General features: G+C 72.0%; 20 protein-coding genes. 3 read left to right on the forward strand and 17 right to left on the reverse strand.

Features of this window, described 5'->3' with window-relative positions; translation table 11 throughout:
• Positions 1–16: 16 nt before the first annotated feature.
• The 5 genes from J8M51_RS28300 to J8M51_RS28320 form a co-directional block, all read right to left on the reverse strand.
• The gene (locus J8M51_RS28300) at positions 17–2116 is read right to left on the reverse strand and encodes a hypothetical protein (protein ID WP_267299557.1); all 2100 of its coding nucleotides are present in this window, start codon (positions 2114–2116) and stop codon (positions 17–19) included.
• Positions 2117–2172: 56 nt separating this feature from the next.
• Positions 2173–4623, reverse strand: coding sequence for a glycoside hydrolase family 2 TIM barrel-domain containing protein (locus J8M51_RS28305; RefSeq protein WP_086757218.1), 2451 nt, complete (start codon positions 4621–4623; stop codon positions 2173–2175).
• A gap of 41 nt (positions 4624–4664) precedes the next feature.
• Positions 4665–6125: an MFS transporter gene (locus J8M51_RS28310; RefSeq protein ID WP_086757220.1), complete on the reverse strand. Its 1461-nt coding sequence runs from the start codon at positions 6123–6125 to the stop codon at positions 4665–4667.
• A 168-nt stretch (positions 6126–6293) separates the two neighbouring features.
• Complete coding sequence (locus J8M51_RS28315) at positions 6294–7274, reverse strand: LacI family DNA-binding transcriptional regulator (RefSeq protein ID WP_086757222.1); 981 nt, start codon at positions 7272–7274, stop codon at positions 6294–6296.
• 161 nt (positions 7275–7435) lie between these two features.
• Positions 7436–9736, reverse strand: coding sequence for a glycoside hydrolase family 3 C-terminal domain-containing protein (locus tag J8M51_RS28320; protein WP_086757224.1), 2301 nt, complete (start codon positions 9734–9736; stop codon positions 7436–7438).
• Between the two features lie 291 nt (positions 9737–10027).
• Here J8M51_RS28320 and J8M51_RS28325 point away from each other — a divergent pair, with 291 nt between their 5' ends.
• The 3 genes from J8M51_RS28325 to J8M51_RS28335 all read left to right on the forward strand — a co-directional run bounded on the left by J8M51_RS28325 (position 10028) and on the right by J8M51_RS28335 (position 14220).
• Positions 10028–12232, forward strand: a complete 2205-nt coding sequence (locus J8M51_RS28325) for an MMPL family transporter (protein WP_086757226.1) — start codon at positions 10028–10030, stop codon at positions 12230–12232.
• Positions 12233–12316: 84 nt separating this feature from the next.
• Positions 12317–13522, forward strand: coding sequence for a sensor histidine kinase (locus J8M51_RS28330; protein WP_086757228.1), 1206 nt, complete (start codon positions 12317–12319; stop codon positions 13520–13522).
• A complete protein-coding gene (locus tag J8M51_RS28335) occupies positions 13519–14220 on the forward strand; it encodes a response regulator (protein ID WP_086757230.1) in 702 nt (233 codons plus the stop codon). The genes J8M51_RS28330 and J8M51_RS28335 overlap by 4 nt, the downstream gene beginning before the upstream one ends.
• Before the next feature lie 42 nt (positions 14221–14262).
• On the opposite strand, the gene J8M51_RS28340 is transcribed toward J8M51_RS28335, so the two are convergent.
• From J8M51_RS28340 to pqqA, 12 genes are read right to left on the reverse strand one after another with little or no spacing between them, the layout of a single operon-like run.
• Complete coding sequence (locus J8M51_RS28340; protein WP_267299558.1) at positions 14263–16395, reverse strand: PQQ-dependent sugar dehydrogenase; 2133 nt, start codon at positions 16393–16395, stop codon at positions 14263–14265.
• Positions 16396–16426: 31 nt separating this feature from the next.
• Complete coding sequence (locus J8M51_RS28345; protein ID WP_236067349.1) at positions 16427–17386, reverse strand: LamG domain-containing protein; 960 nt, start codon at positions 17384–17386, stop codon at positions 16427–16429.
• A gap of 26 nt (positions 17387–17412) precedes the next feature.
• Positions 17413–18186, reverse strand: a complete 774-nt coding sequence (locus tag J8M51_RS28350; protein WP_086751415.1) for an ABC transporter ATP-binding protein — start codon at positions 18184–18186, stop codon at positions 17413–17415.
• A complete protein-coding gene (locus J8M51_RS28355; protein WP_086751417.1) occupies positions 18176–18961 on the reverse strand; it encodes an ABC transporter ATP-binding protein in 786 nt (261 codons plus the stop codon). The genes J8M51_RS28350 and J8M51_RS28355 overlap by 11 nt, the downstream gene beginning before the upstream one ends.
• Positions 18942–19970, reverse strand: coding sequence for a branched-chain amino acid ABC transporter permease (locus tag J8M51_RS28360; RefSeq protein WP_218781389.1), 1029 nt, complete (start codon positions 19968–19970; stop codon positions 18942–18944). The genes J8M51_RS28355 and J8M51_RS28360 overlap by 20 nt, the downstream gene beginning before the upstream one ends.
• Positions 19971–20001: 31 nt before the next feature.
• Positions 20002–20889: a branched-chain amino acid ABC transporter permease gene (locus J8M51_RS28365; protein WP_086751421.1), complete on the reverse strand. Its 888-nt coding sequence runs from the start codon at positions 20887–20889 to the stop codon at positions 20002–20004.
• Between the two features lie 7 nt (positions 20890–20896).
• Positions 20897–22123 carry an amino acid ABC transporter substrate-binding protein gene (locus tag J8M51_RS28370; RefSeq protein WP_179202842.1) on the reverse strand — a complete coding sequence of 409 codons (1227 nt, stop codon included), beginning with the start codon at positions 22121–22123 and terminating at the stop codon, positions 20897–20899.
• Positions 22120–23235, reverse strand: coding sequence for a pyrroloquinoline quinone biosynthesis protein PqqE (gene pqqE / locus J8M51_RS28375; protein WP_086751423.1), 1116 nt, complete (start codon positions 23233–23235; stop codon positions 22120–22122). The genes J8M51_RS28370 and pqqE overlap by 4 nt, the downstream gene beginning before the upstream one ends.
• Entirely contained in the window at positions 23232–23507 is a 276-nt protein-coding gene (gene pqqD / locus J8M51_RS28380) for a pyrroloquinoline quinone biosynthesis peptide chaperone PqqD (RefSeq protein WP_256963993.1), read from the reverse strand. The genes pqqE and pqqD overlap by 4 nt, the downstream gene beginning before the upstream one ends.
• Complete coding sequence (gene pqqC / locus J8M51_RS28385) at positions 23504–24184, reverse strand: pyrroloquinoline-quinone synthase PqqC (RefSeq protein WP_086751427.1); 681 nt, start codon at positions 24182–24184, stop codon at positions 23504–23506. Before pqqC ends, pqqD begins: the two co-directional genes overlap by 4 nt.
• Positions 24181–25089: a pyrroloquinoline quinone biosynthesis protein PqqB gene (gene pqqB, locus J8M51_RS28390; protein WP_086751429.1), complete on the reverse strand. Its 909-nt coding sequence runs from the start codon at positions 25087–25089 to the stop codon at positions 24181–24183. The genes pqqC and pqqB overlap by 4 nt, the downstream gene beginning before the upstream one ends.
• 9 nt (positions 25090–25098) lie before the next feature.
• Entirely contained in the window at positions 25099–25212 is a 114-nt protein-coding gene (gene pqqA, locus J8M51_RS28395) for a pyrroloquinoline quinone precursor peptide PqqA (protein ID WP_107473654.1), read from the reverse strand.
• Positions 25213–25292 lie beyond the last annotated feature (80 nt).

The following is a 25292-nucleotide window of genomic DNA, read 5'->3' on the forward strand; positions in this document are numbered from 1 at the left end:
TGCGGGTACGGCCGGGTCACGGCCACGGGGTGAAGCCCTCGTGCCGTACCGTCCAGCCCTCCGCGGGGAAGCCGGGACAGTCGCGGTCCGCCCCGTCCCAGCCGCCGGCCATGAGGGAGACGGCCGCGAGGAGGGCGCCGTTGGAGGGGAGGTAGATCGGCAGGAAGCTGCCGATCTGGGGGGCGTGGCCGGTCGGCAGGTAGTGGTTCTTGGGGGTCCGCATGAGCAGGGCGTCCACCGCGAGGTCGGGTCGGCCGACGCGGGTCGCGGTCATCGCCATGACGGGGAAGTCCCAGCCCCACGCGCTGTTCCACTCCCAGTCGGCCCGGACGTCCTGGAGCGTGGCCGCCATGACGTCCGGGTCGACGAGCGGGGTGTCGGGGACGACGCCGAGCGCGCACAGCAGCGAGGGGTGGTCGTCGCGCTTCAGATACGGCTCGGTGGCGACGGCGGTGTAACGGCCGTCGCGCCGATGGGGGAGGGCCAGCCCGTCCTGGACACGCTGCCACCGCTTGTCCCGCTCGCGGCCGGTGCGCTCGCGCCAGCGCTGGGCGATCTCCAACCCCCACCACCAGTAGGCGAGTTCGAAGGTCGGGTCCTCGGTGGTCGTCGCGTCGTAGAACTCCTGGGCGGGGAGCAGCGGGGCGGGCAGGTGGTACGCGCCGTCGCGCTCCTCGGCGAAGGAGGCCATGAACGCGGCGGTGTCCTCGACGAGTTCGGCGAAACGCGTCACCACGTCGCTCTCGGGGCGGGCGCGGTGGAGCAGTTCGAGGAGGTAGAGAGGGTGCGGCTGCTGCCAGATCAGGAACACCCCGATGTCGGAGGGGCTTTCGCGCCCGTCGGGGCCGGTCTGCTTGGGCCAGCGCGCCCCGTCGTAGCGCTGTCGGCGGGCGGTGGCGCGGGCCTCGGGGAGGATGGAGAGGTACCAGTCCAGGCTGCGTTCCAGGAGTTCGGGGCGCCCCCACGTGGCGAAGTGCGCCGCGTGCCACCAGTGCATCTCCACGTGGTGCTTGCCGTGCCAGGAGTTGGTGATCAGACCGGTCTCCTGCGGCGGCAGGGTGCCGGAGCAGTTGACCGCCGTGAGGTACTGCGAGAGGACCACCCGGCGCTCCAGCTCGGCGGCCCGTGGATCGGTGCTGCCGGTGAGGTCGAGTGCGGCGCCGGAGGTCCAGAAGTCCTCCCACCACGTGGCCGAGGCCGCCGCGAGGCAGGCGAAGTCGGCCTCGACAGAGGGCACTTCGCCGTCATCGGGGGAGAAGGCCGCGACGAGTTCCAGCGTGTCCGAGTCCGTGGTCAGCAGGTATTCGTGCGGATTCCCCGTCGGTCGTACGACACCTGCCGACCAGGTCAGCCGCACGGCGTACGTGGTGTCGTCGAGGGTCCGGCGGAACACGCACCCGGTGTCGGTGACTTGGGCGAGGTCGGTGCGGTGGCGCTCCGGTGACGTCCAGTCGCAGGTCTGGAAGAAGCCGTCGCTCGCGTAGGGGAAGCGGACGACCACGCCGGCCAGTCCGTCGGCGAGCAGCTCGGACTCGATCCGGAAGGCGACGCGGCTCCCGTGCGGGTCGGCGACGGTGGTGACGGCCACCTCCTGATCGGCGTAGCGGAAGCGGCCGCTGATGGTGCCGGTCCACAGGTCCAGACACTGCTCGGTGTCCCGCAGGGCCCCGGGGCCGGTCTCGGGCTCGGCGTCGGGAGCGGGGCGCAGCAGCAGGCCGATGCGGCCGAGGTCGAGGCGTTGCGGGTTGGCGCTGAGCCAGGCTCCGGGGCGCATCTCCTCGGGCAGGTCGCCGCTCATCATGGCGGCGATCCCGAACCTGTCGGGGTAACTCACCTTCCCCCGGGCCGTGTTGTGCTCGGACATGGCGTCCGGGAGCGTGTACCCCTCGGGGTTGGGCATGGCGTGCCAGCCCCAGGTGCTCATGGTCGCGGTGTTCACGGCGAGCCGGCGTTCCGCGGCGGCGGCGGCCTGGTCGTGGTACGCCGGGAACGACTGCATGCCGGTGATGTCGCACGAGTAGGCGAAGTCACCGTTCCCGACGGTGAGAACGTGGGCGGGGTCCGGCTCGGTCAGGCGGACGGTGTGCCGGCGGACCAGCGATTTCCTGTCGATCAACGGATGTTCCTCAATCGGGGATGATGACGGCTTGCCATGACGCCGGTGACGGGCGCTCACTCGACGGTGATGACGGTGTCGACCGGCTCGCAGTCCGGCGCGGTCGCCAGGACGCGGATCTTCCCGGCTCCGGTGGGCCGTACGACGGCAAGGGCACGGCCTTCGTGGGTGCGCCGCTCGGTCGCGTCGAAGCGTTCCTCCGAGGCGGGGGCGGCGCTGCCGAAGCCGATCAGCTCACCGGCGCCGGAGACCTCGACGGAGACCGGGCGGTCGGCGGCGGTGTGCAGGACGCCTTCGGAGTCCGTGAGAGCGAGGGTGACGTAGGCGAGGTCGCCGCCGGTGGCCCCGACGACCGGGCGGTCGGGCTCGGCGGTCAGCCGCACGGGTCCGTTGGCCCACCGGAGACCGGTGCGGCCGGTCTCGACGCCGTCCCGGTAGGCGACGGCGACCAGCTCCCCCGGGATGTACACCACGTCGAACTCGGTGCGGAAGCGGTGCTCCGCGCCCACCGGCCGCCGCCCGAACGAGTTGCCGTTGCCGATCAGTTCGACCTCGTCGGCGTCGGAGTACACCTCGACGGTGATCGGCTTGCCCTCGTGGCCCGGCCAGGTCCAGCTCGCGAGGGAGTCGCTCCAGGCCCAGGGGCCCCCGATGGGGGTCAGACCGTGGTGCTCGGGGCGCCGGACCGCGATGTAGGGCTCGGTGCGCAGGCCGAAGACGATCTCGCGGTAGTAGGAGGCGGGGCGCCGGTGACCGGTGATGTCGATGTCGCCGCAGCCCGCGAGGAGATGGGGGAAGGGAGCGGTGTGTTCGGGGCGGGGGCTCTCCGGTGTCGCGAACTGGGGGCGGCCGATGCCGACCTCGCCGAGGTAGTCCCAGCCGGTCCAGGTGAAGTCGCCGATGACGTGCCCGTGTTCGCGCACCAGCTTCCAGTTGCCGTCGATACGGGTCGGGAAGGTCTCGGTGCCCAGGATGATCCGGTTCGGGAACAGCTCCCGGTCGCGGGCGTAGCGGGCCTCGGCGTAGTTCATGCCGGCCACGTCCAGGACGGCGAAGGACTCGGCGGTGCGCTCGGTGACCAGGTCGGAGGCGCTGACGTAGTTGATCATGTCGCCGGCGTCGGTCATCCGGGAGTTGACGCCTCCGGCCTCCTCGGCCGCCTCCGTACGCTGCCCCCGCAGGGCGGCCAGCTCGGACATCACGGCGAGGAAGCCGTTGACGGCGTTGGTGACATAGCGGGTGGAGTCGAGGGAGCGGACCTTCTCGGCGAGCTTGCGCCCCCACGCGGCGCCGGACGGCGAACCGACCTCCGGGATCTCGTTGCCGATCGAGTACATGATGACGCTGGGGTGGTTGTAGTCCTTGGCGACCATCGCCTCGACGTCCCGCTCCCACCACTCGGGGAAGTGCAGGCTGTAGTCGAAGCCGTTCTTCGCGGACGTCCACACGTCGAAGGTCTCGTCGACGACGAGCATGCCGAGGCGGTCGCAGGCGTCGAGCATCGCCCGGCTCATGGGGTGGTGGGACATACGGATCGCGTTGAACCCGGCGTCCTTGAGCAGCTCCACCCGCCGCTCCTCCGCACGGGCGTAGGTGGCCGCGCCGAGCGGGCCGTTGTCGTGGTGGACGCACGCGCCGCGCAGCTTCACCGTACGGCCGTTGAGCCGCAGCCCCTGCTCGGGGTCGAGCCGGAGCGAGCGGATGCCGAACTCCACGCCGTCGCCGTCCACCGGGTCGCCCTCGGCGCTCAACGCGACCTGACAGCCGTACAGATGGGGATGGTCGACGTCCCACAGGCTCGGCTCGCGCACATACAGGCGGGAGCGGACGAGGGCGTCCTCGCCGGGCAGCACGGTGACCTTGGCGGTGTCGCCCGTCACCGCGGCACCCGAGGCGTTGCGCAGGGTCACCGCGAGGTCGAGGGTGCGGATCGCGACCGAGTCGTTGCGCACCCGGGTGGCGACCTCGACCACGGCCCGCTCGCCGTCGACGTCGAGGGTGGTGACGCGGATGCCGTCCGGGACGATACGCACCAGCTCGCCGGTGAGCATCCACACGGGGCGGTAGACGCCGGCCCCTGTGTACCAGCGGGAGTCCTGGTGGGCGCGGGCCTCGACGCGGATCTCGTTGTCCTCGCCGTGGCGCAGGTACGGGTCGGCGTCGACGGTGAACTGGGAGTAGCCGTAGGGGCGTTGGCCGACGTAGGCGCCGTTGATATGGACGGTGGCGTCGCGGTGGACGCCCTCGAACTCGAACTGGACGCGCTTGCCGCGCAGTTCGTCCGGGACGGTGAACGTCCTGCGGTACTCGAAGACGCCGCCGGGGAAGTAGGCGCCCGCACCTCCCTCCATGGTCACCTCGCCGTCCGGCGCGACGCGGTCCTGGCCGATCATCGCGTCGTGGGGGAGGGTGACGGGGTGGAACGGGGCGACGGGGCCGGACAGTTCGGCGAAGGGGTTCACCTTCCGCCGGGTCTGCCAGTCGTCGTTGAAGGAGGTGCGGATCATTGCCTGCCTTGTCTGTTGGGAAGGAGCCGGAGGGGGGTGGTTCAGGCCGCCTGGCCCGCCTCGACGGTGTCGGTGCGGCGCGCCTTGGGGATGAGCGCCACCAGCACGGTGCCGAGGGCGCAGAATCCGGCGACGAGCAGGAAGCCGTTCGCGTACCCGCCGTCGAGGTAGAACTGCGTGCCCTTCAGGACCACGCCGTCCTGGGCCATGACCGTGAACGCCAGCTGGCTGACGAGCACCTGGATCACGCTCTGGATCAGCAGCTGGGAGCCGTTGGCGAGAGCCTGCTCCTCAGGGGCCACCGACTGGATGATCATGATCGGCAGCACGGAGACGAGGAGGCCCATACCCGGCCCGGCGATCAGGCCGAGCAGGACGAAGTGCCATATCTCGGTGTGGAGTTGGGAGGCGACGGCATAGCCGGCGGTGGTCAGGGCGCCGCCGACGGCGAGCAGGACCCGGGTGTCGACGCGACGGGCGAGCCATCCGGCGGCGACCGCCGTCGTGATCACCAGGACACTGATCGGTGACTGGACCGCCGCGCTCTTGGTGGCGGACCAGCCGAGTCCGTCGGACACGGTCGGGATGTGCGGCATGAGGGTGAGGATCATGGTGACGGTGCCCACGGCGAAGGTGGCGCCGGCGCCGACCGAGCCGGCCAGGAAGAGGGTCCAGACCTGGCGCCTCTTGATCAGCGACAGGGGGAGCAGGGGGTTGGCGACGCGGGACTCGTAGGGGAGGAACAGCAGTGCCGCGAGGGCGCCGAGACCGATCCAGGTCAGCGTCTTTCCGCTGGTCCAGCCCCAGGCGGAGCCTTCGCCGATGCCGTGGACGACGGCGCTGAGGCCGCCGCCGAGCAGGAGGCCGCCGATCCAGTCCATCCGTCGTGCGGTCTCGCGGACCGGGCTCTCGGGTACGCACAGCAGCTGGAGCAGCAGGCACAGGGCGGTGGAGACGACGATGAACCACAGGGCACCGCGGAAGCCGTGGTGGTCGATCAGCCAGGCCGACAGGAACGGCCCGCCGAGGCCCACCAGGCCGATGCTGGTCGCCAGGACGCCGCTCGCCGTGCCGGCCAGGTGCCGCGGGAAGATGTCGCGGGCCAGGGCGTAGGCGATGAACGCCGTGGCCCCGTAGGCGCCGCCTAGGACGCGGCCGGCGATCAGTGTCGAGTAGTCGGTGGCGAGGGCGGCGATCACGTCGCCGAGCAGGCCGGCGACGGTGGCGACGACCATCACGCGCTTCTTGCCGTACATCGTGGCGGCCTTCATGGCGAAGGGCGTCAGGAACGTGCCGAGCAGTGCGCCGCCGAGGGTGAACCACGCGATCTGTGTGGTCCGGAAGTGGACGGCCACCTCGGCTTGCGAGTTCCCGGCGACCAGGCCCGTGACGGGAGTCAGGGCCACGGTCCAGAGCAGGGCGGCCAGCGCGAGGAGATGGCGGGAGGAGAAGCCCGCCTTGTCCGCCTGCGCGGCGTCGGGGGCGGTCTCGGTCGAGGACATGGGACACCTTTCACAGCTCTGTGAAACGTTTCAATTCTCAGCATTAGTGATGCGCGTCAGTGACGCGCGTAAGTAGAAAACATCAAGCCACTCCGGAGAAACAAGACACCGGAAGGTAACGAGCTGATAACGCGATACTTCAGGGGTTCGGGCGCGGAGGGCCCGGCGTCAGGAGGAGCGCCGCTGGACCAGCCGCAGACTGGCCCCCGGCCCGCCCAGGACCATGCGACGGCCCGTCAGGCCGGCGACCACGGCCTCCGCGCGGTGCCTGCCCGCCTCCTGGAGGTCGAAGTAGACCGTGGAGAGCGGGGGCGCCGCGAAGCGGGCCATGGGGATGTCGTCGGCCCCGACCACCGCGAGGTCGTCCGGGGCGGTCAGTCCCGTCTCCCGCATGGCGGCGAGCAGGGCGATGGCGTGCTCGTCGTTGAAGGCGCACACACCGGTGACCTCCTCGTCCTGCCACCGTCGCACCAGGCGGGCCAGCGGGGCGATCTCCAGGTCGGCCGCGCCGAGCGCCAGCGGAGGCGCGAGGCCCGCGTCCGCGCACGCCTCGGCGACTCCCTGGAGCCGTTCCGCGCCCATGCGCCGGAACCGTTCGGGCGCGGGCAGCAGATAGCCGATCCGCCGGTGGCCGCGGCCGATCAGATGCTCGGTCTGCATCCGTCCCAGCGGAGGCATCGCGGACAGCTGGGCGTCGGCAGGCGGCAGCACGACCCGCACCCCCAGCCCGTGCAGCGCCTGGACGGTCGCCTCGTCGAAGCCCTCGAAACCGAGCACCGCCGAGGCGCCCACGGTGGCGCAGACGTCCGGCAGCGGCCTGCCGCGCTCGGCCATCAGATGGGTCACCAGGGTGAGACCGTGCTCGGCGAGGGCGACGGTCAGCTCCTCGACGAAGCGGCTGATGCTCGGGCCGATGGGCAGGTCGGGGATGGACAGCAGCACGATGTCGCTGCGGCCGGCGGCCAGGGCGCGCGCGGAGGCGTGCGGCCGGTACTGGAGACGTTCGGCGGCGGCCAGGACCCGTTTCCTGGTCTCCTCCGGGATCGTCTGTCCCGGACGGTTGTTGAGTACATAGCTGACGGTGGTGCGCGAGACGCCGGCCGCCTCGGCGACATCGGCGCTGGTGATCCGTTTCGCGGGGCGCGTCATGACCCTCTGATCCGTCCGAACCGTCGGCACGGCGGCACGCGTGTCCCGACCGTCGCGCACCGCCCGCCACCTGCCGAGGTGTCGGCAGGCACCCCGATGATACGCGGTGCGTGACGCGGTCACTGACGCGCATCAGTCCAGGCGTCCCGGGGGCGCCCGGCTCAGGGGCGGCCGACGGCACGGGTGCGTTCCATCAGACGCTCCAGCGTCGCGTCCAGGGCGTCGCCCGCCAGGCCCGTCACCCGCTTCATCGGCACGTCCCGCACCGCCTGGAGCAGTTCCGGCCGGTCGCCCATCCGTGAGCCCTGGTCGTCGGGGAGGGCGGCGGTCAGTTCCTGGAGGAGGGTGGCGCCGACGACCGGGTGGGCGATCCACTCGCCGAGGGTGGACTCCAGCGTCAGCTCCTGGCCGACGGCGTCCCCGGCCAGGGAGACGGACGTCTCGGCGATCACCTGCTCGGCGTTCTCGCCGATCTGGACGAGGTAGTCGCCGGGCGCGACCGTCCAGCCGGCGCCCTGGACGTCGTAGTACGCGAAGGCGCGGCGGCCCAGGTCGAAGGCGACCGTGCGGGACTCGCCGGGCTCCAGACGGACCTTGGTGAACGCGCGCAGCTCGCGCGCCGGCCGCCTGACCGGTCCGGCCTGTGTGGCGACGTAGACCTGGACGACGTACTTGCCCGCGCGGGCCCCGGTGTTGGTGACGGTGACCGCGGCGCGGACCGAGTCGTCGCCGGTGGTCTCCACGCTCAGGCCGCCGACCTCGAAGGTGGTGTAGGACAGGCCGTGCCCGAACGGATGGCGCACGGGCGCGCCGGTCGTCGTGTACCAGCGGTAGCCCACCATGACGCCCTCGCCGTGACGGACGTGCCCCTGCTCGCCGGGGAAGTTCACGAAGCTCGGGTTGTCCTCCAGGCGCAGCGGGATCGTCTCCGCGAGGCGGCCCGACGGGTCGGCGGCGCCGAACAGCAGGTCGGCGACGGCGCCCCCGCCGCCCTGACCCAGCAGGAACCCTTCCAGGATCGCGTCGGCCTCGTCGTGCCAGCCCTCCAGCGAGACGATCCCGCCGTTGGACAGCACCACGACCGTACGGGCCGCCGCCGCGGCGACGGCACGGATCAGTTCGATCTGCGCGGCCGGGAGGCGCAGGTGCTCCCGGTCGAACCCCTCGGACTCCTCGCTCTCCGCGAGCCCGGCGAAGACGACGGCCACGTCCGAGGCGCGGGCGACGGCCACCGCGGCCTCCCGCAGCGCCACGGCGTCCCCGGAGCCGTCCAGGGTGAAGCCGGGCGCGAACTCCACCGAGCCGCCCCGCCCGGCGGCCGACTCCCGGATCGCGTCCAGGGCGTTGTCGAGCCGGGTCGGGTCGAGGTGCGAGCTGCCGCCCGCCTGGTAGCGGGGGGTGGCGGCGAACTCCCCGATGACGGCGATCCGTTGAGCCGGTGCCAGGGGGAGGACGGCGTCGTCGTTCTTCAGCAGGACGGCGCACTCGGCCGCCAGCTCGCGGGCCAGCCGGTGGTGGGCGTCCACGTCGAACCCGTCCGCTGCGTCGCCCCCTTCCCCTCCGTCGGCCCCTTGCGCCGCGTCGCCCTCGTCGGACCGCCCGGCCACGAGACCCGTCAGGGCCAGCAGCCGTCGTACGGCGGTGTCGACCACGGACTCGTCCAGCTCGCCGGCGCGTACGGCGTCCACGATGCGCCGGGTGTTGTCGGGGGAGGGACCGGGCATCTCCAGGTCCAGCCCCGCGAGCAGGGACGCCACCGGGTCGTGGACCGCGCCCCAGTCGGAGACCACCGCTCCGGTGAACCCCCACTCCTCGCGCAGCACTTCGGTCAGCAGCCATCGGTTCTGCGCGGCGTGCACACCGTTGACCTTGTTGTACGCGGCCATCACCGTGGCGGGGCCGGCCTCGGTGACGATGTGCTCGAACGCCGGGAGGTAGATCTCGCGCAGGGTGCGCTCGTCGACGTCGGCGCTGACCCGCATCCGGTCGGTCTCCTGGTTGTTGACCGCGAAGTGCTTCAGCGAGGCGCCCACGCCCTGCTCCTGCTGGCCCCGCACATGCGCCGCGCCGAGGTGTCCGGACAGCAGCGGATCCTCGGAGTAGTACTCGAAGTTGCGGCCGCACAGCGGGGAGCGCTTGATGTTGACGCCGGGGCCGAGGGCGACCTGGACGCCGAGCGCGCGGGCCTCGCGTCCGACGGCGGCGCCGACGCGGCGGGCGACCTCGGGGTCCCAGCTGCTGCCGACGGCGACCGCGGGCGGGAAACAGGTGGAGGGCAGGCTCTCGTAGATGCCCATGTGGTCGAACTCGCCGACCTGGCGGCGGACCCCGTGCGGTCCGTCGGTCAGGACGACCGAGGGGAGACCGGCGTCCGCCACGGAGCGGGTGGACCAGAAGTCCTGTCCCGACAGCAGCGCGGCTTTCTGCTCCAGGGACAGTCGGGACAGGTCGATGTCGGGCATGCGGGTGTCCTTCGAGGTCGTGACAGTGGCGGGCAGTATCTACTGACGCGCGTCAGTGGCGCGCGTCCGTGGACCTTAACCGGGCAACTGCCGACGAACAAGAGCGAACGGCGTCACGGGCACGGATTCATCCCGGGGCCGTAGCCACCGCTCCTCCCGGAGGAGGACGGCGGCGCCCCGGCTCATGCAGCGGCACCAAGCCGGATTGCGAGCACCCGCACGATGCCCCGGCGGACCCGCTCCCGACAGGCTGGCCCTCCACCCGAAACCTGACCTGGAGACCCGTTTCCCGTGGCTACCTTGCTCTACCGGCTGGGCCGGACCGCCTTCCGCCGACGCTGGCTCGTCGTGCTGCTGTGGGCGGTGATCCTCGGCGGTGCCGGGGCCGGCGCCGCCGCGGCCCCGGCCGCGTCCGACGACGGCACCTCGTTCATGCCCGGCATCGAGGCGCAGAAGGCGTTCGACCTGATCGGGGAACGCTTCCCCGGCTCGGACGCCAACGGCGCCACCGCGCGCATCGTGTTCGTGGCACCGGACGGCGAGAAGGTGACCGCCGCCGGCAACCGGGCCGCCGTCGACACGCTCGTGACCCGGGCGGCGGACGAGCCGAAGGTCCTGAACGCCGTGAGCCCGTTCACGGCGGGCGCGGTGAGCGAGGACGGCTCCACCGCCTACGCCACCGTGAACTACAAGGTGAAGGCCGACGCCCTCACCGACGCCGACAAGGCCGCCCTGGAGAAGGCCGTCGACGAGGCGCGCAGGGCGGGCCTCACGGTCGAGGTCGGCGGCACCGCCCTCGCCGAGCAGCCCGCCGCGGGCGGCAGTGCCGAGGCCATCGGCATCGGTCTCGCCGCGGTGATCCTGCTGATCACCTTCGGCTCCCTCGCCGCCGCCGGGCTGCCCCTGCTCACCGCCGTGATCGGCGTCGGCACCAGCATGGCCGCGATCATGGCCCTGGGCAGTGTCTTCGGACTCTCCCTCACCACCGGCACGCTCGCCTCGATGCTGGGACTCGCGGTCGGTATCGACTACGCCCTCTTCGTGGTCTCCCGCTACCGGGAGGAGCGCGCCAACGGACACGCTCCGCAGGAGGCCGCCGGACTCGCCGCCGGCACCGCCGGTTCCGCCGTGGTCTTCGCCGGCCTCACGGTCGTCATCGCGCTGGCCGGTCTGACCGTGGTCGGCGTGCCGATGCTGACCAAGATGGGCCTGTGCGCGGCGGGTGCCGTGGTCGTCGCCGTGCTGGTCGCCCTCACCCTCGTCCCGGCGCTGCTGGGCATGTGGCCGAACGCGGTCCTGTCCCGCCGTACGCGCGACAACCGGCCGGCCGGCCCTACGACCGCCAACGGCGGAACCCGGTGGGCGCGCTTCGTCCTGCGCCGCCCGGTGGCGGTACTGCTGGCGTGCGTCGCGGGCCTGGGTGTGCTGGCGCTGCCCGCCGCGAGCCTGGAGATGGGCATGCCGGGTGCCGAGTCCAAGCCGGTCTCGTCGACGGAACGGCGTGCCTACGACGCGCTCGCGGACGGCTTCGGCGCCGGCTTCAACGGACCCCTGACCATCGTCGTGGACGCCGCCGACGCGGCCGACGCCCAGACGGCCGTGAAGGACATCGCCCGGGAGATCGGCACCACCGACGGGGTCGTGTCCGTCTCGCCGGCGCGGTTCAACCCGGCCGGGGACACCGCGCTGTTCTCGGCGGTCCCCTCCACCGGTCCCAACGACGAGCACACCAAGGACCTCGTCCGCGCCATCCGCTCGGAACGCTCCGCCCTGGAGCGCACGACCGGGGCGACCTTCGAGGTCACCGGCAGCACCGCGATGAACATCGACATCGCCGAGGCACTCCAGGCCGCGCTCGTGCCCTACCTGGCCGTCATCGTCGTCCTCGCCCTCCTGCTGCTGCTGGTCGTCTTCCGGTCGGTGCTCGTCCCGGTCAAGGCCGCCTTCGGGTTCCTGCTGTCGGTGCTGGCCGCCCTCGGCTCGGTCGTCGCGGTCTTCCAGTGGGGCTGGGGCGCGGAACTGCTGGGCGTGGAGCAGGCCGGACCGATCATGAGCCTGATGCCGATCTTCCTGGTGGGCATCGTCTTCGGGCTCGCGATGGACTACGAGGTGTTCCTCGTCGCCCGGATGCGGGAGGCGTACGTCCACGGTGACCGGGCCCCCGACGCGGTCGTCTCCGGCTTCCGGCACAGCGCCCGGGTGGTCGTCGCCGCGGCGGTGATCATGATCGCGGTGTTCTCCGGGTTCATCGGCTCCGGCGAGTCGATGGTCAAGACGATCGGGTTCGGTCTCGCCGTGGCGGTGCTGTTCGACGCCTTCGTCGTACGGATGGCGCTCGTGCCCGCCGTCCTGGCCCTGCTCGGTGACCGGGCGTGGTGGCTGCCGGGGTGGCTGGACCGGCTGCTGCCCCGGGTCGACGTGGAGGGCGCCGGGCTGACGACAGCGCCGCCGACGGCGGGCGGCGAGGCCGTGCCGCGGCAGCCGGCGCGGGTCTGACGGCCCACGGTCGCGGCGCCGGGCACCTCGGCGCCGCGCCCCATGGTGTGTGAGCATGGCTTTTCACTTGAGCTGCGGAGTGTGATGAGTACCAGCTGGCGGCACCGGGCGGTGACCCGGCCGAGAGCCGTGGATCTGTCGGTTCTGGTCCTGGTGTTCGCCGTCACCGTCACCGGCGTCCTGGTCACGCGTGCCGTGGCCTCGGGGCCGCTGGCGATGTGGCCGGGCATCGCGCTGTCCGCGCTCTCCTGCGCCGCGCTGCACCGGCGGCGGAGCCACCCCCTGACCGTCCTCGCCGTCACCACACTGTGCACGATGGCCGTGGGCGCGCTGGGCTACCTCCTGACCCCCCTGCTGATGGGGCCCCTGCTGGTCGCGCAGTACGAGACCAGCCTGCGCACGACCCGGCGCACCGGATGGAACAGCGCCCTCGTCGCCACCGGCTGCGTGGTGTTCAGCGGCCTGGTCTTCCCCTCCTTCCTGGACTCCCTGCTCTTCGCCGTCGTCAACCCGGCGGCGTGGATCCTGCTCGGCGCGGCGCTGGGCGGCTACCGGCGCGTCCGCCGGGAGTACGCCGTGGCCCGCGCCGAGCACGCCGACCGGCAGCGTGAGGAGGAGGCCCGTCACCGGGTCGTCCAGGAGCGGATGCGCATCGCGCGCGAACTGCACGACGTGGTCGCCCACCATCTGACCCTGGCCGACGCCCAGGCCGGAGCGGTGAAGCACCTCCTGCGGACCCGCCCCGACCAGGCCCGGGAGATCATCGACAGGCTCCCGGAGACGACGGCCGCCGCCCTGCGCGAACTCAAGGCCACGGTGGGGCTGTTGCGGCAGGACACCGACCCCGACGACGACCTGGCCCCCGCCCCGGGACTGGCACGGCTGCCCGACCTGGTCGACTCCTGCGCGGCGGCCGGCCTCCAGGTCACCGTCACCGTCGAGGGAGAGCGACGCCCCCTGAGCCCCGTACTCGACCTGACGGCCTACCGGATCCTCCAGGAAGCACTCACCAACGTCACCAAGCACGGGGCGGGCCGCGCCGCCGACGTGCGGCTGCGCTACGAGCCCCGGCGGCTGACCCTGACCGTCACCAACGACACCGCCCCCGGCCGCGCCTCCACGGCACCCGGCCCGGGCAGCGGGTTCGGTCTGATCAGCATGCGGGAGCGCGCCGGCTCGGCGGGCGGCACCTTCCACGCGGGCCACCGCACCCATGGCGGCTTCCAGGTCGTCTGCGCCCTGCCGCTCACCCCGCCCCCCGACCGCGCCGACGAAAGCACCGCCCCATGACCATCCGTGTTCTGCTCGCCGACGACCAGGCTCTGCTGCGGGCCACCTTCCGCATCCTCATCGACTCGGACGACGACCTGACCGTGATCGCGGAGGCCGCCGACGGGCGGGAGGCCGTCGAACTGACCGAGGCGCACCGGCCCGACGTGGTCGTCATGGACATCCGGATGCCGAACCTCGACGGCGTGGCGGCCACCGCCGCGATCTGCTCCCGGCCCGAACTGACGGACACCCACATCCTCGTCCTCACCACCTTCGAGAACGACGAGAACGTCGCCAGGGCCCTGCGCGCCGGAGCGAGCGGCTTCCTCGGCAAGGGAGTCAGCCCCGACGTCCTGCTGTCGGGCATCCGCACCGTCGCGGCCGGCGAGGCCCTCCTCTCGCCCACCGCCACCCAGGCCCTGATCACCCGCTTCCTGGCCACCCCGGACACCGACGACCCGCTCACCCTCCCCGACGCCGTCCGGACCCTGACGGACCGCGAACGCGAGGTCGTGACCCTGGCCGCGCACGGCAGATCCAACGCGCAGATCGCCGAGCTGCTGGTCCTGAGCCCGCTCACCGTGCGCAGCCACATCCAGCGGGCCATGACCAAGCTGGACGTCCGCGACCGGGCCCAGCTCGTGGTGGTCGCCTACCAGAGCGGACTGGTCACCCCGCGGCCGCCCGCGCCGGGTCCGGCGGACACCGCCCCCTGACCCGGCCCGGGGAGGAGGGCGGCCCGTACCCGCGGCGCACGCTCAGGGCGAGGAAACCCTCAGGCCGCGGAGCCGTCCGGTGTTGTCGAACGACCCGAAGCCCACCCTGCCGGAGGCGAGGGTGGTGTCCACGGCCGTCATCAGCGGCCGTTTCGAACCGTCGACGTAGACCGCGATCTCGCCCGTGGTCGCACAGCGCACCACCCGCACCTTGTGCCAGGCCGTGTCGGTGACGGCCGGTGGGGCGCCCGTCGTGCCGTTCCACTGGTCGTCGACGCGCAGACGGTCGGCGTCGTCGACGACGAAGACGCCGTTGTGCGGGTAGATGGTGTTGTCCTGGGACAGGTGGACGTAGGAGAACCTCGTGTCGGACCGGTGGTCGAAGACGATGATCACGTCCCGGTTGGGTGTATCCACGGGGGTGTCGATGCGGACCTCCGCGTCGATCCGTACGTCGCCGTACGCCGCCGGGCCCGCCGTCAGCACCGCGTACTCGAAGGGGCGGCGCGGGCCGGGCCGCTGGACGCCGGCCTCCGCGAGGACGGCCTCGCGGCCGGGGAAGCGCCACTTGGACGGGGTGACGGGCGCCCAGTTCCGGCCGTCCATGACATGGGTGAGGCGGGAGCCGGAGGTGTCGCAGGAGGCGAACTCGCGGGTGCCGGTGATCTTCCAGATCCTGCCGTTGGCCTTGGAGAGCAGATACAGCTCACAGGCGGCGTCCCGGCCGAAGTGCAGATCCACCCGGTTGCTCCCGGCCAGGTCCCGCATGGTGACGCGCGTGCCGCTCGCGTCGTACAGCATCAGGTCGTACAGCTGCGCCAGGCGCCCGCTGCCGCGCCGCATGTCCTTGGTGTCGGCGAAGAGCAGACGTCCGTCGACGATGTCTCCGAAGACGTACTTGCCGCGCAGGGCGGGGAGGTCCCTGCCCCGGTAGACGAAGCCGCCCACCACGGCCCGGCCGACGTCCGAGGTGCAGTTCCAGTCGGCGGGCGGGTCGTGGTCGTAGGCGGCGACGGGGTAGGTGTAGCCGTACTTCTCGTCGTCGGCGGGGAGCGGGAGGATCTGGTCGCAGGGGTCGGCGGCCGTTCTGTCGAAGACGAACGGGCCTTCGCGTTCGCTCCAGCCGAAGTTGTCGCCCGCGCGCACCTCGTAGACCGACTCGACGGCGTGCTGGCCGATGTTGGCGACGTACATACGGTGGGCGCCCGCCGGGTCCCAGCTGAAGCGGTGCGGGTCGCGCAGGCCGTACGCGTAGATCTCGCCGAGCGCGCCCGGGGTGGCGGTGAACGGGTTGTCCGCCGGGATGCCGTACCTGCCGTTGGCGCTGTTCGTGCCGCGCGGGTCGATGCGCAGGATCTTGCCGTGCGGGAGGGAGAGGCTCTGCGGCTCGGTGTTCCTGGCGCCCTGGCCGCCCTCGCCCACCGCGAGGTAGAGCAGTCCGCGGTCGCGGTCGTGGGGGCCCGCCGTCGGGTTGAAGTCGATCTGCTGGATGCCGTGGACCGGGCCCGCGAAGCCGATGCGCAGGACCTCCCGGCGGGTGCCGGTGAAGGTGTCGGCCGAGGGGTCGGCGGCGGTCCACTCGGTGACCACGCCGTGGTAGACCGTGGCTGCCTGCTGGCGGTGGTCGGGCACGGCGGTGGTGGCGGAGGCCAGTTCGGTGTGCACGGTGTAGAAGCGGCCGTTGTGCCGGAAGCCGGGGTCGAAGGTGACGAACCCGAAGCCCTGGCCGAGGCCCCGGCTGGCGAAGAACGCGGGGGCGAAGGCGGCGGCGACGTCCAGATAGACGCCGGGCGTGCCGCCGTCCCGGACGAGGTAGAGCTTGCCGTTGAGATCCGGTACGGCCTTTCGGCCCGAGCGGTCGGGGAGCTCGCTGAGGTGGTTGATCCGGGCCTGCCGCATCAGCCGGGGATCGGTGACCGGGCCGGGCGGCGGCTCGGTCTTCGGGAAGGAGGCGTACTCCTCGACGGTCAGCCCGATGCCGGAGGCCGCGGGACGCTCGGGGAAGGGGTCGGTGACGGGGTCGCCGGCCGCCGCCAGCGCCGTGCCGGGGAGGGCGACGAGGGCGGACAGCAACAGCGCGAGGACGACCAAGGGGATCAGGGGGATCAGGAGGATCGGGGGGATCGGGGGGATCAGGAGGCGGGCCTGGTGTCCGGGGCCCGGAGATGCGGCCATACGAAGGTCACTCCTTTGTGAACGTACGTCGTCAGTGGGCGGCCGACCATCGGTACTGGGCCCGGATCCGGTCGTGGCCCACCGCGCTGTCCAGGAACATCAGACTGTCCATGCGGCAGTCGCAGGGATTGCGTTCGGCGGTGTTCTGCGGGAAGCTGCCGCCGATCTTGATGCCCCGGGGATCGGTGGGCGAGGCGCGGTGCGGGCCCGGCCCCGAGAGGTCCCAGGGGTCGCCGGGGACGGTGCGGAAGCCGTCCAGCCGGCGGCCGTCGCGGTACAGCGCCATCGCTCCGGTGCCGAAGTCGAAGGTGGCGGCCAGGAAGACCCACTCGCCGACGGGCAGCAGGGTGCGCCAGTCCTCGGTGGCGGCGAAGGTCTGCGAGGCCCCCGCGTCGACGCGCCGGCCGAGGGCCACGAGCCGCAGGACGCCGTTCACCTCGATGATCTCCAGCAGGCCCCGCACCGCGTGGCCGTCGGAGTCGCCCGACAGCACACCGGCCAGACCCACCGCGCCGTAACGGTCGTCCGGGGCGGCCGTGTTGCTGTTGAGGGCCGGGTTCGGACCGGTCATCTTGAACCAGCCCATCACGGTCATCCCCTCGACCGCGTTGAACGCCCGGAGCGTCGGCACACCCGACGGCCCGTACACGCCCGCCTTCCAGTCGTCGGTGCCCTTCACGTCCGGGCCGACCTGCCGCACCTGGAGCGAGGCCCGGCTGCCCCGGTGCGCTCCGTCGCCCGTGCGCATCCGTGCCCCGCCGCCGACCAGCTCGATGTCGGTGCCGGAGAAGCCCAGGTCACGTTCGCGCGCCGGGTCGCCGCGGACCGGGTGCTCGAAGTCGTAGTACGCCGCCAGGTGGGGGCGCAGGGAGGGGAGTACGGGGCCCGTCCCGGCCCCCGCCCCGGAGGGCGTCGCCGCTGTCGTGGTGAGGGCGGTCAGGAGTACGGCGACCGCCGCGAGCCTGGTCCGTCGTCTCCGTCTGCCGTGCATGAGGGTCCTTCCTGGACTCGACGGGGTCATCGGCGTGCGGGCCGTCCTCCCAGATACAGCTCGCCGAGCTGTGGGTCGGCCAGCAACTCCCGTGCGGGGCCCGCGATATGGACCCGGCCGAGATCGAGGACGCAGCCGGTGTCGGCGGCCTCCAGGGCGCGCCGCGCGTTCTGTTCGACGAGCAGGACGGCGGTTCCCGCGTCCCGCATCCGGACGATCTGTTCGAAGACCACCCCGGTCGCCTTCGGATCGAGCCCCATCGACGGTTCGTCCAGGAGCACGACCCGGGGGCCGACCATCAGCGAGCGCGCGAACTCCACCTGCTTCTGCTGCCCGCCGGAGAGCAGCCCGGCCAGGCTCGTCCACCGCTCGGCCACCACCGGGAACAACGTCCGTACGAAGTCGGCCCGTTCGGCGACCAGGGCCTTGTCGCGCAGGGTGTAGCCGCCGAGCAGGACGTTCTCGGCGACCGTCATCTCCCGGAACACGCTGTGCCCTTGGAGGACATGGGCCACTCCGGCGGCGAGCAGCCGCTGGGGTCCCTGGCCGGTGACGTCCTCGCCGCCGACGAGGATCCGGCCCGAGCGCGGGGCGAGGAGACCGCTGGCCACCTTCAGGACGGTCGACTTGCCCGCGCCGTTGGGGCCGACCAGACAGACGATCGCCCCGGCCGGCACGCGGACCGTCAGCCCGCGCAGGACCGGCGCCGACCGGCCGTACCCGGCGCGGATGTCGTCGAGTTCGAGGAGGAGGGGGGAGCCGGTGGTGGGAGAGCCGGTGGTGGGAGAGTCAGACGCCAAGGTATGCCCCGAGGACTCGTTCGTCGGACTGGATCAGCGAGGGCGGGCCCTGGGCGATCGGCCGGCCGCGGTCGAACACGACGATGTGGTCGCTGAGGCTCATGACCATCTCCATGTTGTGCTCGACGATCAGGAACGTCCGTCCCTCGGCGTTGAGTTCGCGCACCAGGTCGCCGATGCGGTCGATCAGCGCGGGGTTGACCCCGCCCGCGGGCTCGTCCAGCAGGATCAGCTCCGGCTCGCTCGTCAGCACGCCCGCCAGCTCCAGCAGCTTCTGCTGCCCCCAGGAGAGGTGGCGGGCCTCGGCCCGCTCCAGGTGTTCGATGCCCATCCGGGTCAGCCAGTAGCGGGCCCGCTCGGTCTCCGCGCGGGTGCCCGAACGCCCGAGCTGTCCGGCGAGGCCGCGCGGCCGGATCGCGGCCAGGAGGTTGTCCAGCACGGTCATCCGGGGGAAGACCCGGCAGAGCTGGAAGGAGCGCCCGATCCCGGCGCGGGCGATCCGGTGCGGGGGCCGGCCCGTGAGGTCGTACCCGCGGTACACGACGCTCCCGGAGTCCGGGCGGATCATCCCGGTGACACAGTTGAAGAAGGTCGTCTTCCCCGAACCGTTGGGCCCGATCAGGGCGTTGACCTTGCCGTGGTGGAAGGTCACGGTGGCCGCGTCGAGCGCGGTGACCCCGCCGAAGGTCTTGGTGAGGCCGGTGGCCGCGAGGCTCGCCTCGGGCTCCGCCCCGGGTGCCGTCCCGGACACCGCTTCAGCTGCCGGTTCGCTCATCGCTCCTCGCCTCCGTCCGGTCGCGTCCCTCGAACTCCCCGTCCCGCTCCCGCAGTTCGGCCGCGGTCACCTCCCGGATGGAGGTGTCGCCGGTGCGGCGGAACCGGCGGAGCAGGGCTCCGGCTGCCGGGATGACACCGTCGGGCATGAGCGTCACCACGACGCCGAGCAGCAGCCCCGCCACGACCAGATGCAGCGGTGTGTCCCCGTACTCGACCTTGGAGTACTCCAGGGCGTACCCGACGATCAGCGCTCCGAGCAGCGGCCCGTACAACTGGCGTACGCCACCGAGCAGTGCCATCAGCACCATGTACGAGCCACCGAGGACGGAGAACTGGAAGACCGGGTCGAGGTCGCCGAACCACAGGGCGTACAACCCGCCCGCCAGCGCGGTGAAGGCGGCGGAGACGACGAAGACCACCAGCTTGTAGGTGAAGGTGGGGATGCCGAGCGACTGGGCCTTGTCCTCGTCCTCGCGGATCGCCTTGAGGCCCATGCCGAACCGGGACCGGTCGATGGCCCACCAGACCAGCAGGGCCAGCGCGAGCAGTGCCAGGAAGAGGAAGTAGAAGGTCCGGTGGTGCTCGGCGCGCAGCATGCCGGGGAAGGGCCGGGGTACGACCAGACCCCGGGAACCGCCGGTGAGCGACGCCCAGCTCTGGAAGACCAGCAGGGTGATGAGGACGAGGGCGATGGAGACGATCACGAAGGAGGCGCCGCGTACCCGCAGGGCGGCCCAGCCGACCGGGACGGCGAGTGCCGCCACCACCGCCGCGGCGGCGAACAGCGCGGCGAAGGGCGGGAGTTCGGCCCTGGCGACCAGCAGGCCGGTCGCGTAGGCGCCGAGCCCGGCGAACGCCCCGTGGCCGAGGGAGACATAGCCCGTGAAGCCGCCGACGAAGTTCCAGGAGGTGGAGAGGACCGCGTAGTTGAGGATGGCGATGCCGACGGTGATCTCGTAGGGGCTCGGGGCCGCCGACGGGAAACTGAGAGCGACGGCCGCCGCCACCAGGAGGGCACCGACATGTACGGGTCGGAGGTCAGAACCTCTGCGCAAGCCGCCCCCCGAAGAATCCCTGCGGCCTGACGGCCAGCGTGGCGAAGAGCGCGACGTAGAAGACGGTCTGCGCCCAGGTGGTGGACAGTTCGAGTTGCAGCAGGCTCTGCAGGATGCCCAGCGTCATGGCGGCGATGGCGGCGCCCGGCACGCTGCCCAGGCCGCCGACGACGATGATGGCCATCAGCGGGCCGATCCAGTGCCAGTGCAGCGAGGGGTAGATGGTGGTGTCGAGGGCGAGTGCCGTGCCGCCGACGGCCGCTGTGGCGAGGCCGAGGCCGAAGCCGTAGCCGGCGATCCGGTCGGTGTCGATGCCGAGCAGCCGGGCGGCGTCCCGGTGCTGGATGGTGGCGCGCAGGGCCTGGCCGAACCGGCTGTGCTTCATGAGCAGGTAGAGGCCGAGCAGGGCGAGCGCGGCCAGGCCGAAGGCGATCAGCTTCACCACCGCCACCCGCGCCCCGAGGAACTCCACACTCGTTGCGCTGTAGCCGAGCCGGATGCGGCGCTGGGTGCCGCTGAACACGTATCCGAGCAGCCCCTCGACGACCAGCGCCACCGAGAAGGTCAGCAGGACGGACATCATGGTGAGCGTCGCCGGGCGCAGCCGGGTCAGGAGCAGGCGTTGCAGGGCGACCCCGGCGGCGAAGAACAGCGGCACGGTGACGATCAGGGTGAGGAGCGGGTCGACGCCGGTCTCCCGGTGCGCGAACCAGGCCAGGTAGGCGGCGAGGATCAGGAAGGCGGAGTGGGCGATCATCACGACGCGCATCACACCGAAGTAGAGGGTGAGGCCCGCCGCCAGGAGGGCGTACAGCCCGCCCAGCAGCACACCGAGGACCAGGCTCTGGAAGACGAGACTCGCGGAGGGCACGCCCGCCTCACCACTTCGGCTTCGGATAGATCAGATCGGCTTCCTTCTGCGCCCCGGGGAGCACGATCTGGATCTCGCCGCCGACCCACTGCTGGATCATGTGAGCGCTCTTCGGCCGTCCCTTGTCGTCCCACTTCAGCGGCCCCACGACGGTGTCCACCTGGTTGCCGTGGAGCCACTCCACCAGCTTGCCCTGGCAGTCCGGGTCCGGGGAGGCGCACCGTGCGGCCTCGACGGCGGCGGCCACCACCTGACCGGTCGTGTACGCGTTGGCCTGGTCCTCCTCGGGCGCCTTGCCGAACTGCTCGGTGTACTTCTCGACGAACTCCTTGTTGGACGGATAGTCGGCCTTCTGGGTGTAGCCGGTGGGCGCGAGGACGCCCTCGGTCCTGTTGCCGATGGCCTTCGCGAACTCCGGCTCGGTCGGCGCGGTGGAGAACGCGGCCAGCTTCGGCTGGTAGTCCAGCTGCTGCAGGGCGACGATCAGGTTGACGCCGTCCTGGTACTGGGTGCCGCCCACCACGATGTCGGCCCCGGAGTCGGCGATCCGGGCGGCGATGCCGCCGAAGTCGGTGGTGTTGGGCGGATAGACCTCGTCGACGACCGTCCGCACGCCGCCCTTCTCCAGCCTCTCCTTCAGCCCGTACGCGGTTCCCTGCGCGAAGGGGTCGTCCATGGCGGCGTACGCGGCCGTCTTCGGACGCTCGCTCGCCGGCATGGCCAGGATGTGGTCGGCCAGGAGGTTGTAGTGGTCGTCGGCGACGGCCGGAGCGGCGTAGAAGAGGTTCCCGAAGCCCTGCTCGAAGACCTCCGGGGCCGCGCCCGCCGGTTCCACGAAGAGCATTCCGTACTCCTCGGCCACCCGTGCGGACGGGACGACGAGCCGGGTGGAGAACGGCCCGAAGAGCAGGTCGACCTCGTCCCTGCCGATCAGCTGCTCGTAGTCGGAGACGACCCGGTCGGCGTTGGACTGGTCGTCGAGGATCTTCAACTCGACCTTGCGGCCCAGCAGTCCGCCCTTGTCGTTGACGATCTTCGCCCAGGCCCGGTAGCCCCGTTCGACGCCCTTGCCGGGTTCGGAGAAGTCCCCGGTGAGGGGGAGGGAGACGCCGATGACGATGGGGTCGTCGGCGGAGTCCTGGGCACCGGCGCCGGAGCCGCAGGCGCCGGCGGTGAGCATCAGGGCGAGGGCGCCGACGGTGATCCCTCCTGGTCCGCGGTGCGTTCTGGTCATCGCTTGGCACCCCTCGTGACGTCCGTTCGGTGGCTGTCGGGCCCGCGGTACACGTACTGCGAGGCATCGGCGCGCGGCGTCCGTGACAGAGCGCGTACGACTGCGTGGTCGGGCGAGAGCGCGCAGGCGGGGTCGGTGCGGGCGGCGTCCCCGGTGAGCGCGTGGGCCTGACAACGGCAGCCGCCGAAGTCGATCTCGCGGCGGGGACACTCACCGCAGGGCCCGGTCATCCACTCAGTGCCCCGATAGCGGTCGAAGGCCGGCGAGCTGTTCCAGATCCACTCCAGGGACCTCTCGCGTACGTTCGGTACGTCCGGGCCCAGCATGTCCCGGGACGCGGGGCACGGCAGGACGGCGCCGTCCGGGGCGACCGTCAGTGACACCGCGCCCCAGCCGCCCATGCACGGCTTCGGCACCCCGTCGAAGTAGTCCGGCACGACCCACACCAGCTCGATCGTGCCCGCCAGCCGCTCCCGTCGGCGCTCGACCGTCTCCCGGGCGCGGGACACCTGGTCGCGGGTCGGCAGCAGCGCGGCGCGGTTGCGCAGGGCCCATCCGTGGAACTGCACGTTGGCCAGCTCGATCCGCTCCGCGCCCCAGGCCACGCCCAGGTCCACGATGTCGTCGACCGCATCCAGGTTGTCGTGGTGCAGGACGACGTTGAGGCCCAGCGGCAGGCCCGCGTCCCGGACGACAGCGGCGGCCCGTTCCTTCGCCGCGAACGACCGGCGACCGCCGATCCGGTCGGAGGCCACGGGATCGGCGTGCTGCACGGACAGCTGGACGCTGCGCAGTCCGGCGGAGACGAGCGCGGACATCCTCGGCGCGCTCAACCCGACGCCGCTGGTGACCAGTTGGGTGTAGATCCCGGCCGACTCGGCGGCGGCGACCACGGCGGTGAGGTCGCGGCGCAGCCGAGGCTCGCCACCGGAGAGGTGTGTGTGGACGACGCCGAGGTCCGCCGCCTGCTGGAACACGTCGGTCCATTCCTCGGTGGAGAGTTCGAGTGAACGGCGGGTGAGTTCGAGGGGGTTGGAGCAGTAGGGGCAGTGCAGCGGGCAGGCGTGGGTGAGTTCGGCCAGCAGGGCCCAGGGCGGCGGGGGGCTCGTCATCGCAGCCAGCCCTCCTCGCGTACCCGGTCGAGGAACCGGGGCACCTCCCGCGCCACGGGGGCGTCCGGGAAGCGGGCCGCCAGCACGGCCACGATCTCGGCGACCCGCCGCCGCCCGTCGCACAGGCGCAGGACGTCCGCCGCCCGGCCGTTGAGGACCACCACCCGTTCCGGCAGGACCAGCAGGTCCGCGCGGCGCACGCGGTCGTGGCGGAGCAGGACGGAGCGTGCCAGCGCCGGCCGCCATCCGGTCGCGGTCCCGGTCGTGGTCACCGGCGCTCCTTCCGGTCGCCGTGGTCGACTGCGTCGAGCAGCGACCACAGCACGTCGCACTTGAAGGCGAGGGCCGCCACGGCACGCTCCTGATCGGCCCCGGTGCGGGCCCAGTCCAGGACCAGACCCAGTGCCTCACCGCTGTCCTGCCGCCCCTGGGTCTCGCGGGACCGGAAGTAGGCGAGGCCGTCGGCGTCGATCCACCGGTAGTGACGCTCGAACGCGGCGATGCGCGTGCGCATGATGTCCGGCGCCGACAGTTCGGTGAGGGACGCCGCGACGGCTTCCAGCGGGGAGCGGAGCCGGCAGAAGTTGACGTATCCGTCCACCGCCAGCCGCACCCCGGGCAGCACGTCCGCACCGGACAGCAGCTCGGACCGGTCGAGCCCCGCGGCCTCACCCAGCCTCAGCCACCGCTCGATGGCGCCCTCGCCCTCGGCCCGGCCGTCGTGCTCCTCGATCCGCCGCAGCCACATACGGCGCAGCCGGGAGGTGTCCAGCTTGGCCAGGACCAGGGCGTCCTTGACGGGGATGTGCCGCTGGTAGTGGAAGCGGTTGAGGATCCACCGGCGCAGCTCGTCCGGGGTCAACTCCCCTTGGTGCATGCGGATGTTGAAGGGATGGGTGTCGTGATAGCGGTCCCGGGCCACGGCCCGCAGCCGTTCCTCGAAGCTCACAGGTGGATCACCATTCCGTCTCCGGCCACCTCGATGCCCCGGTCGGCCAGCCGCTTGTGCTGCGGTGCGCTCGGATCGACGAGGGGGTTGGTGTTGTTCAGATGGGTGTAGAGACAGCGGGCGCGCAGCGGCGCCAGGAGCTCGGCGGTGCCGCCCGGCCCGTCGATCGGGAGGTGTCCCATACCGGTCGCGGTGCGGGTGGAGACGCCGGTGCGCCGGGGTTCCTCGTCGTCCCAGAACGTGCCGTCGACGATCACGCAGTCGGCGTCGGTGACAGCGGCCTGCAGGGTGTCCGGCCAGGCGGCGAGGGCAGGGGCGTAGATGACCGTCGCCCCGGTGGCGCGGTCGGTGAGCAACAGGGCCACGACCCAGGAGTCCCCGTCGGGCACGGGTAACTCGGCCGCGTAGCGCGGGCGTTTGGCGGAGACGGGGATCGCGCTGATCGTGAGGGCCGAGTCCGCGGAGAGCGGTACGGGCCGCCGCGGGGGCAGTCGGCGCCAGGTGAGAGGGGTGTAGGGGCCGAGGACAGCGTCCAGGCGCAGCCCGGTGAGCAGTGCCTCGCGTACGGGGGCGGTGGCGAGCAACTCCAGTCCGCCGGGGCCGGCTTCGCGCAGCCGGGCGATGCCGAGCGTGTGGTCGAGTTCGGCGTCGGTCAGGATCAGCCCGGCGATCGGCGTCCGCCGCGAACCGGGAGGAGGCCGCAGGGGTGGGCAGTCCTCGATCTGGTCGCCGATGTCGGGGGTGGCGTTGATGACGTACCAGCGGTCGTCGGAGGCCTGTACGGCGAGAGAGGCGTGGCGGCGGCGCCAGTGCGGGTGTGTGCGTGCCCCGGAGCAGCCGGGACACGCACAGTTCCACTGGGGTACGCCACCGCCCGCCGCGCTGCCGAGCACGCGCAGCAGCACGGCGGCGGGCTAACGGTCGCTCAGGAAATAGGCGGTGACCTCCAGCGCGGTCTCGACGACCACGTAGTCGGGGGTCTGCCAGCTGGTCGCCTCTTCGTCTACCCGCTGTACGGATTCGGTCATGTGCCGTACCTGCCTTCCAAGGGGGGAACCTGTGGTGCGGCTGTGGTGCAGCATCACCAGCATCTGCCAGCCGGGTCAAT

The organism is Streptomyces griseiscabiei (assembly GCF_020010925.1).
In the GTDB taxonomy this organism is placed as follows: domain Bacteria; phylum Actinomycetota; class Actinomycetes; order Streptomycetales; family Streptomycetaceae; genus Streptomyces; species Streptomyces griseiscabiei.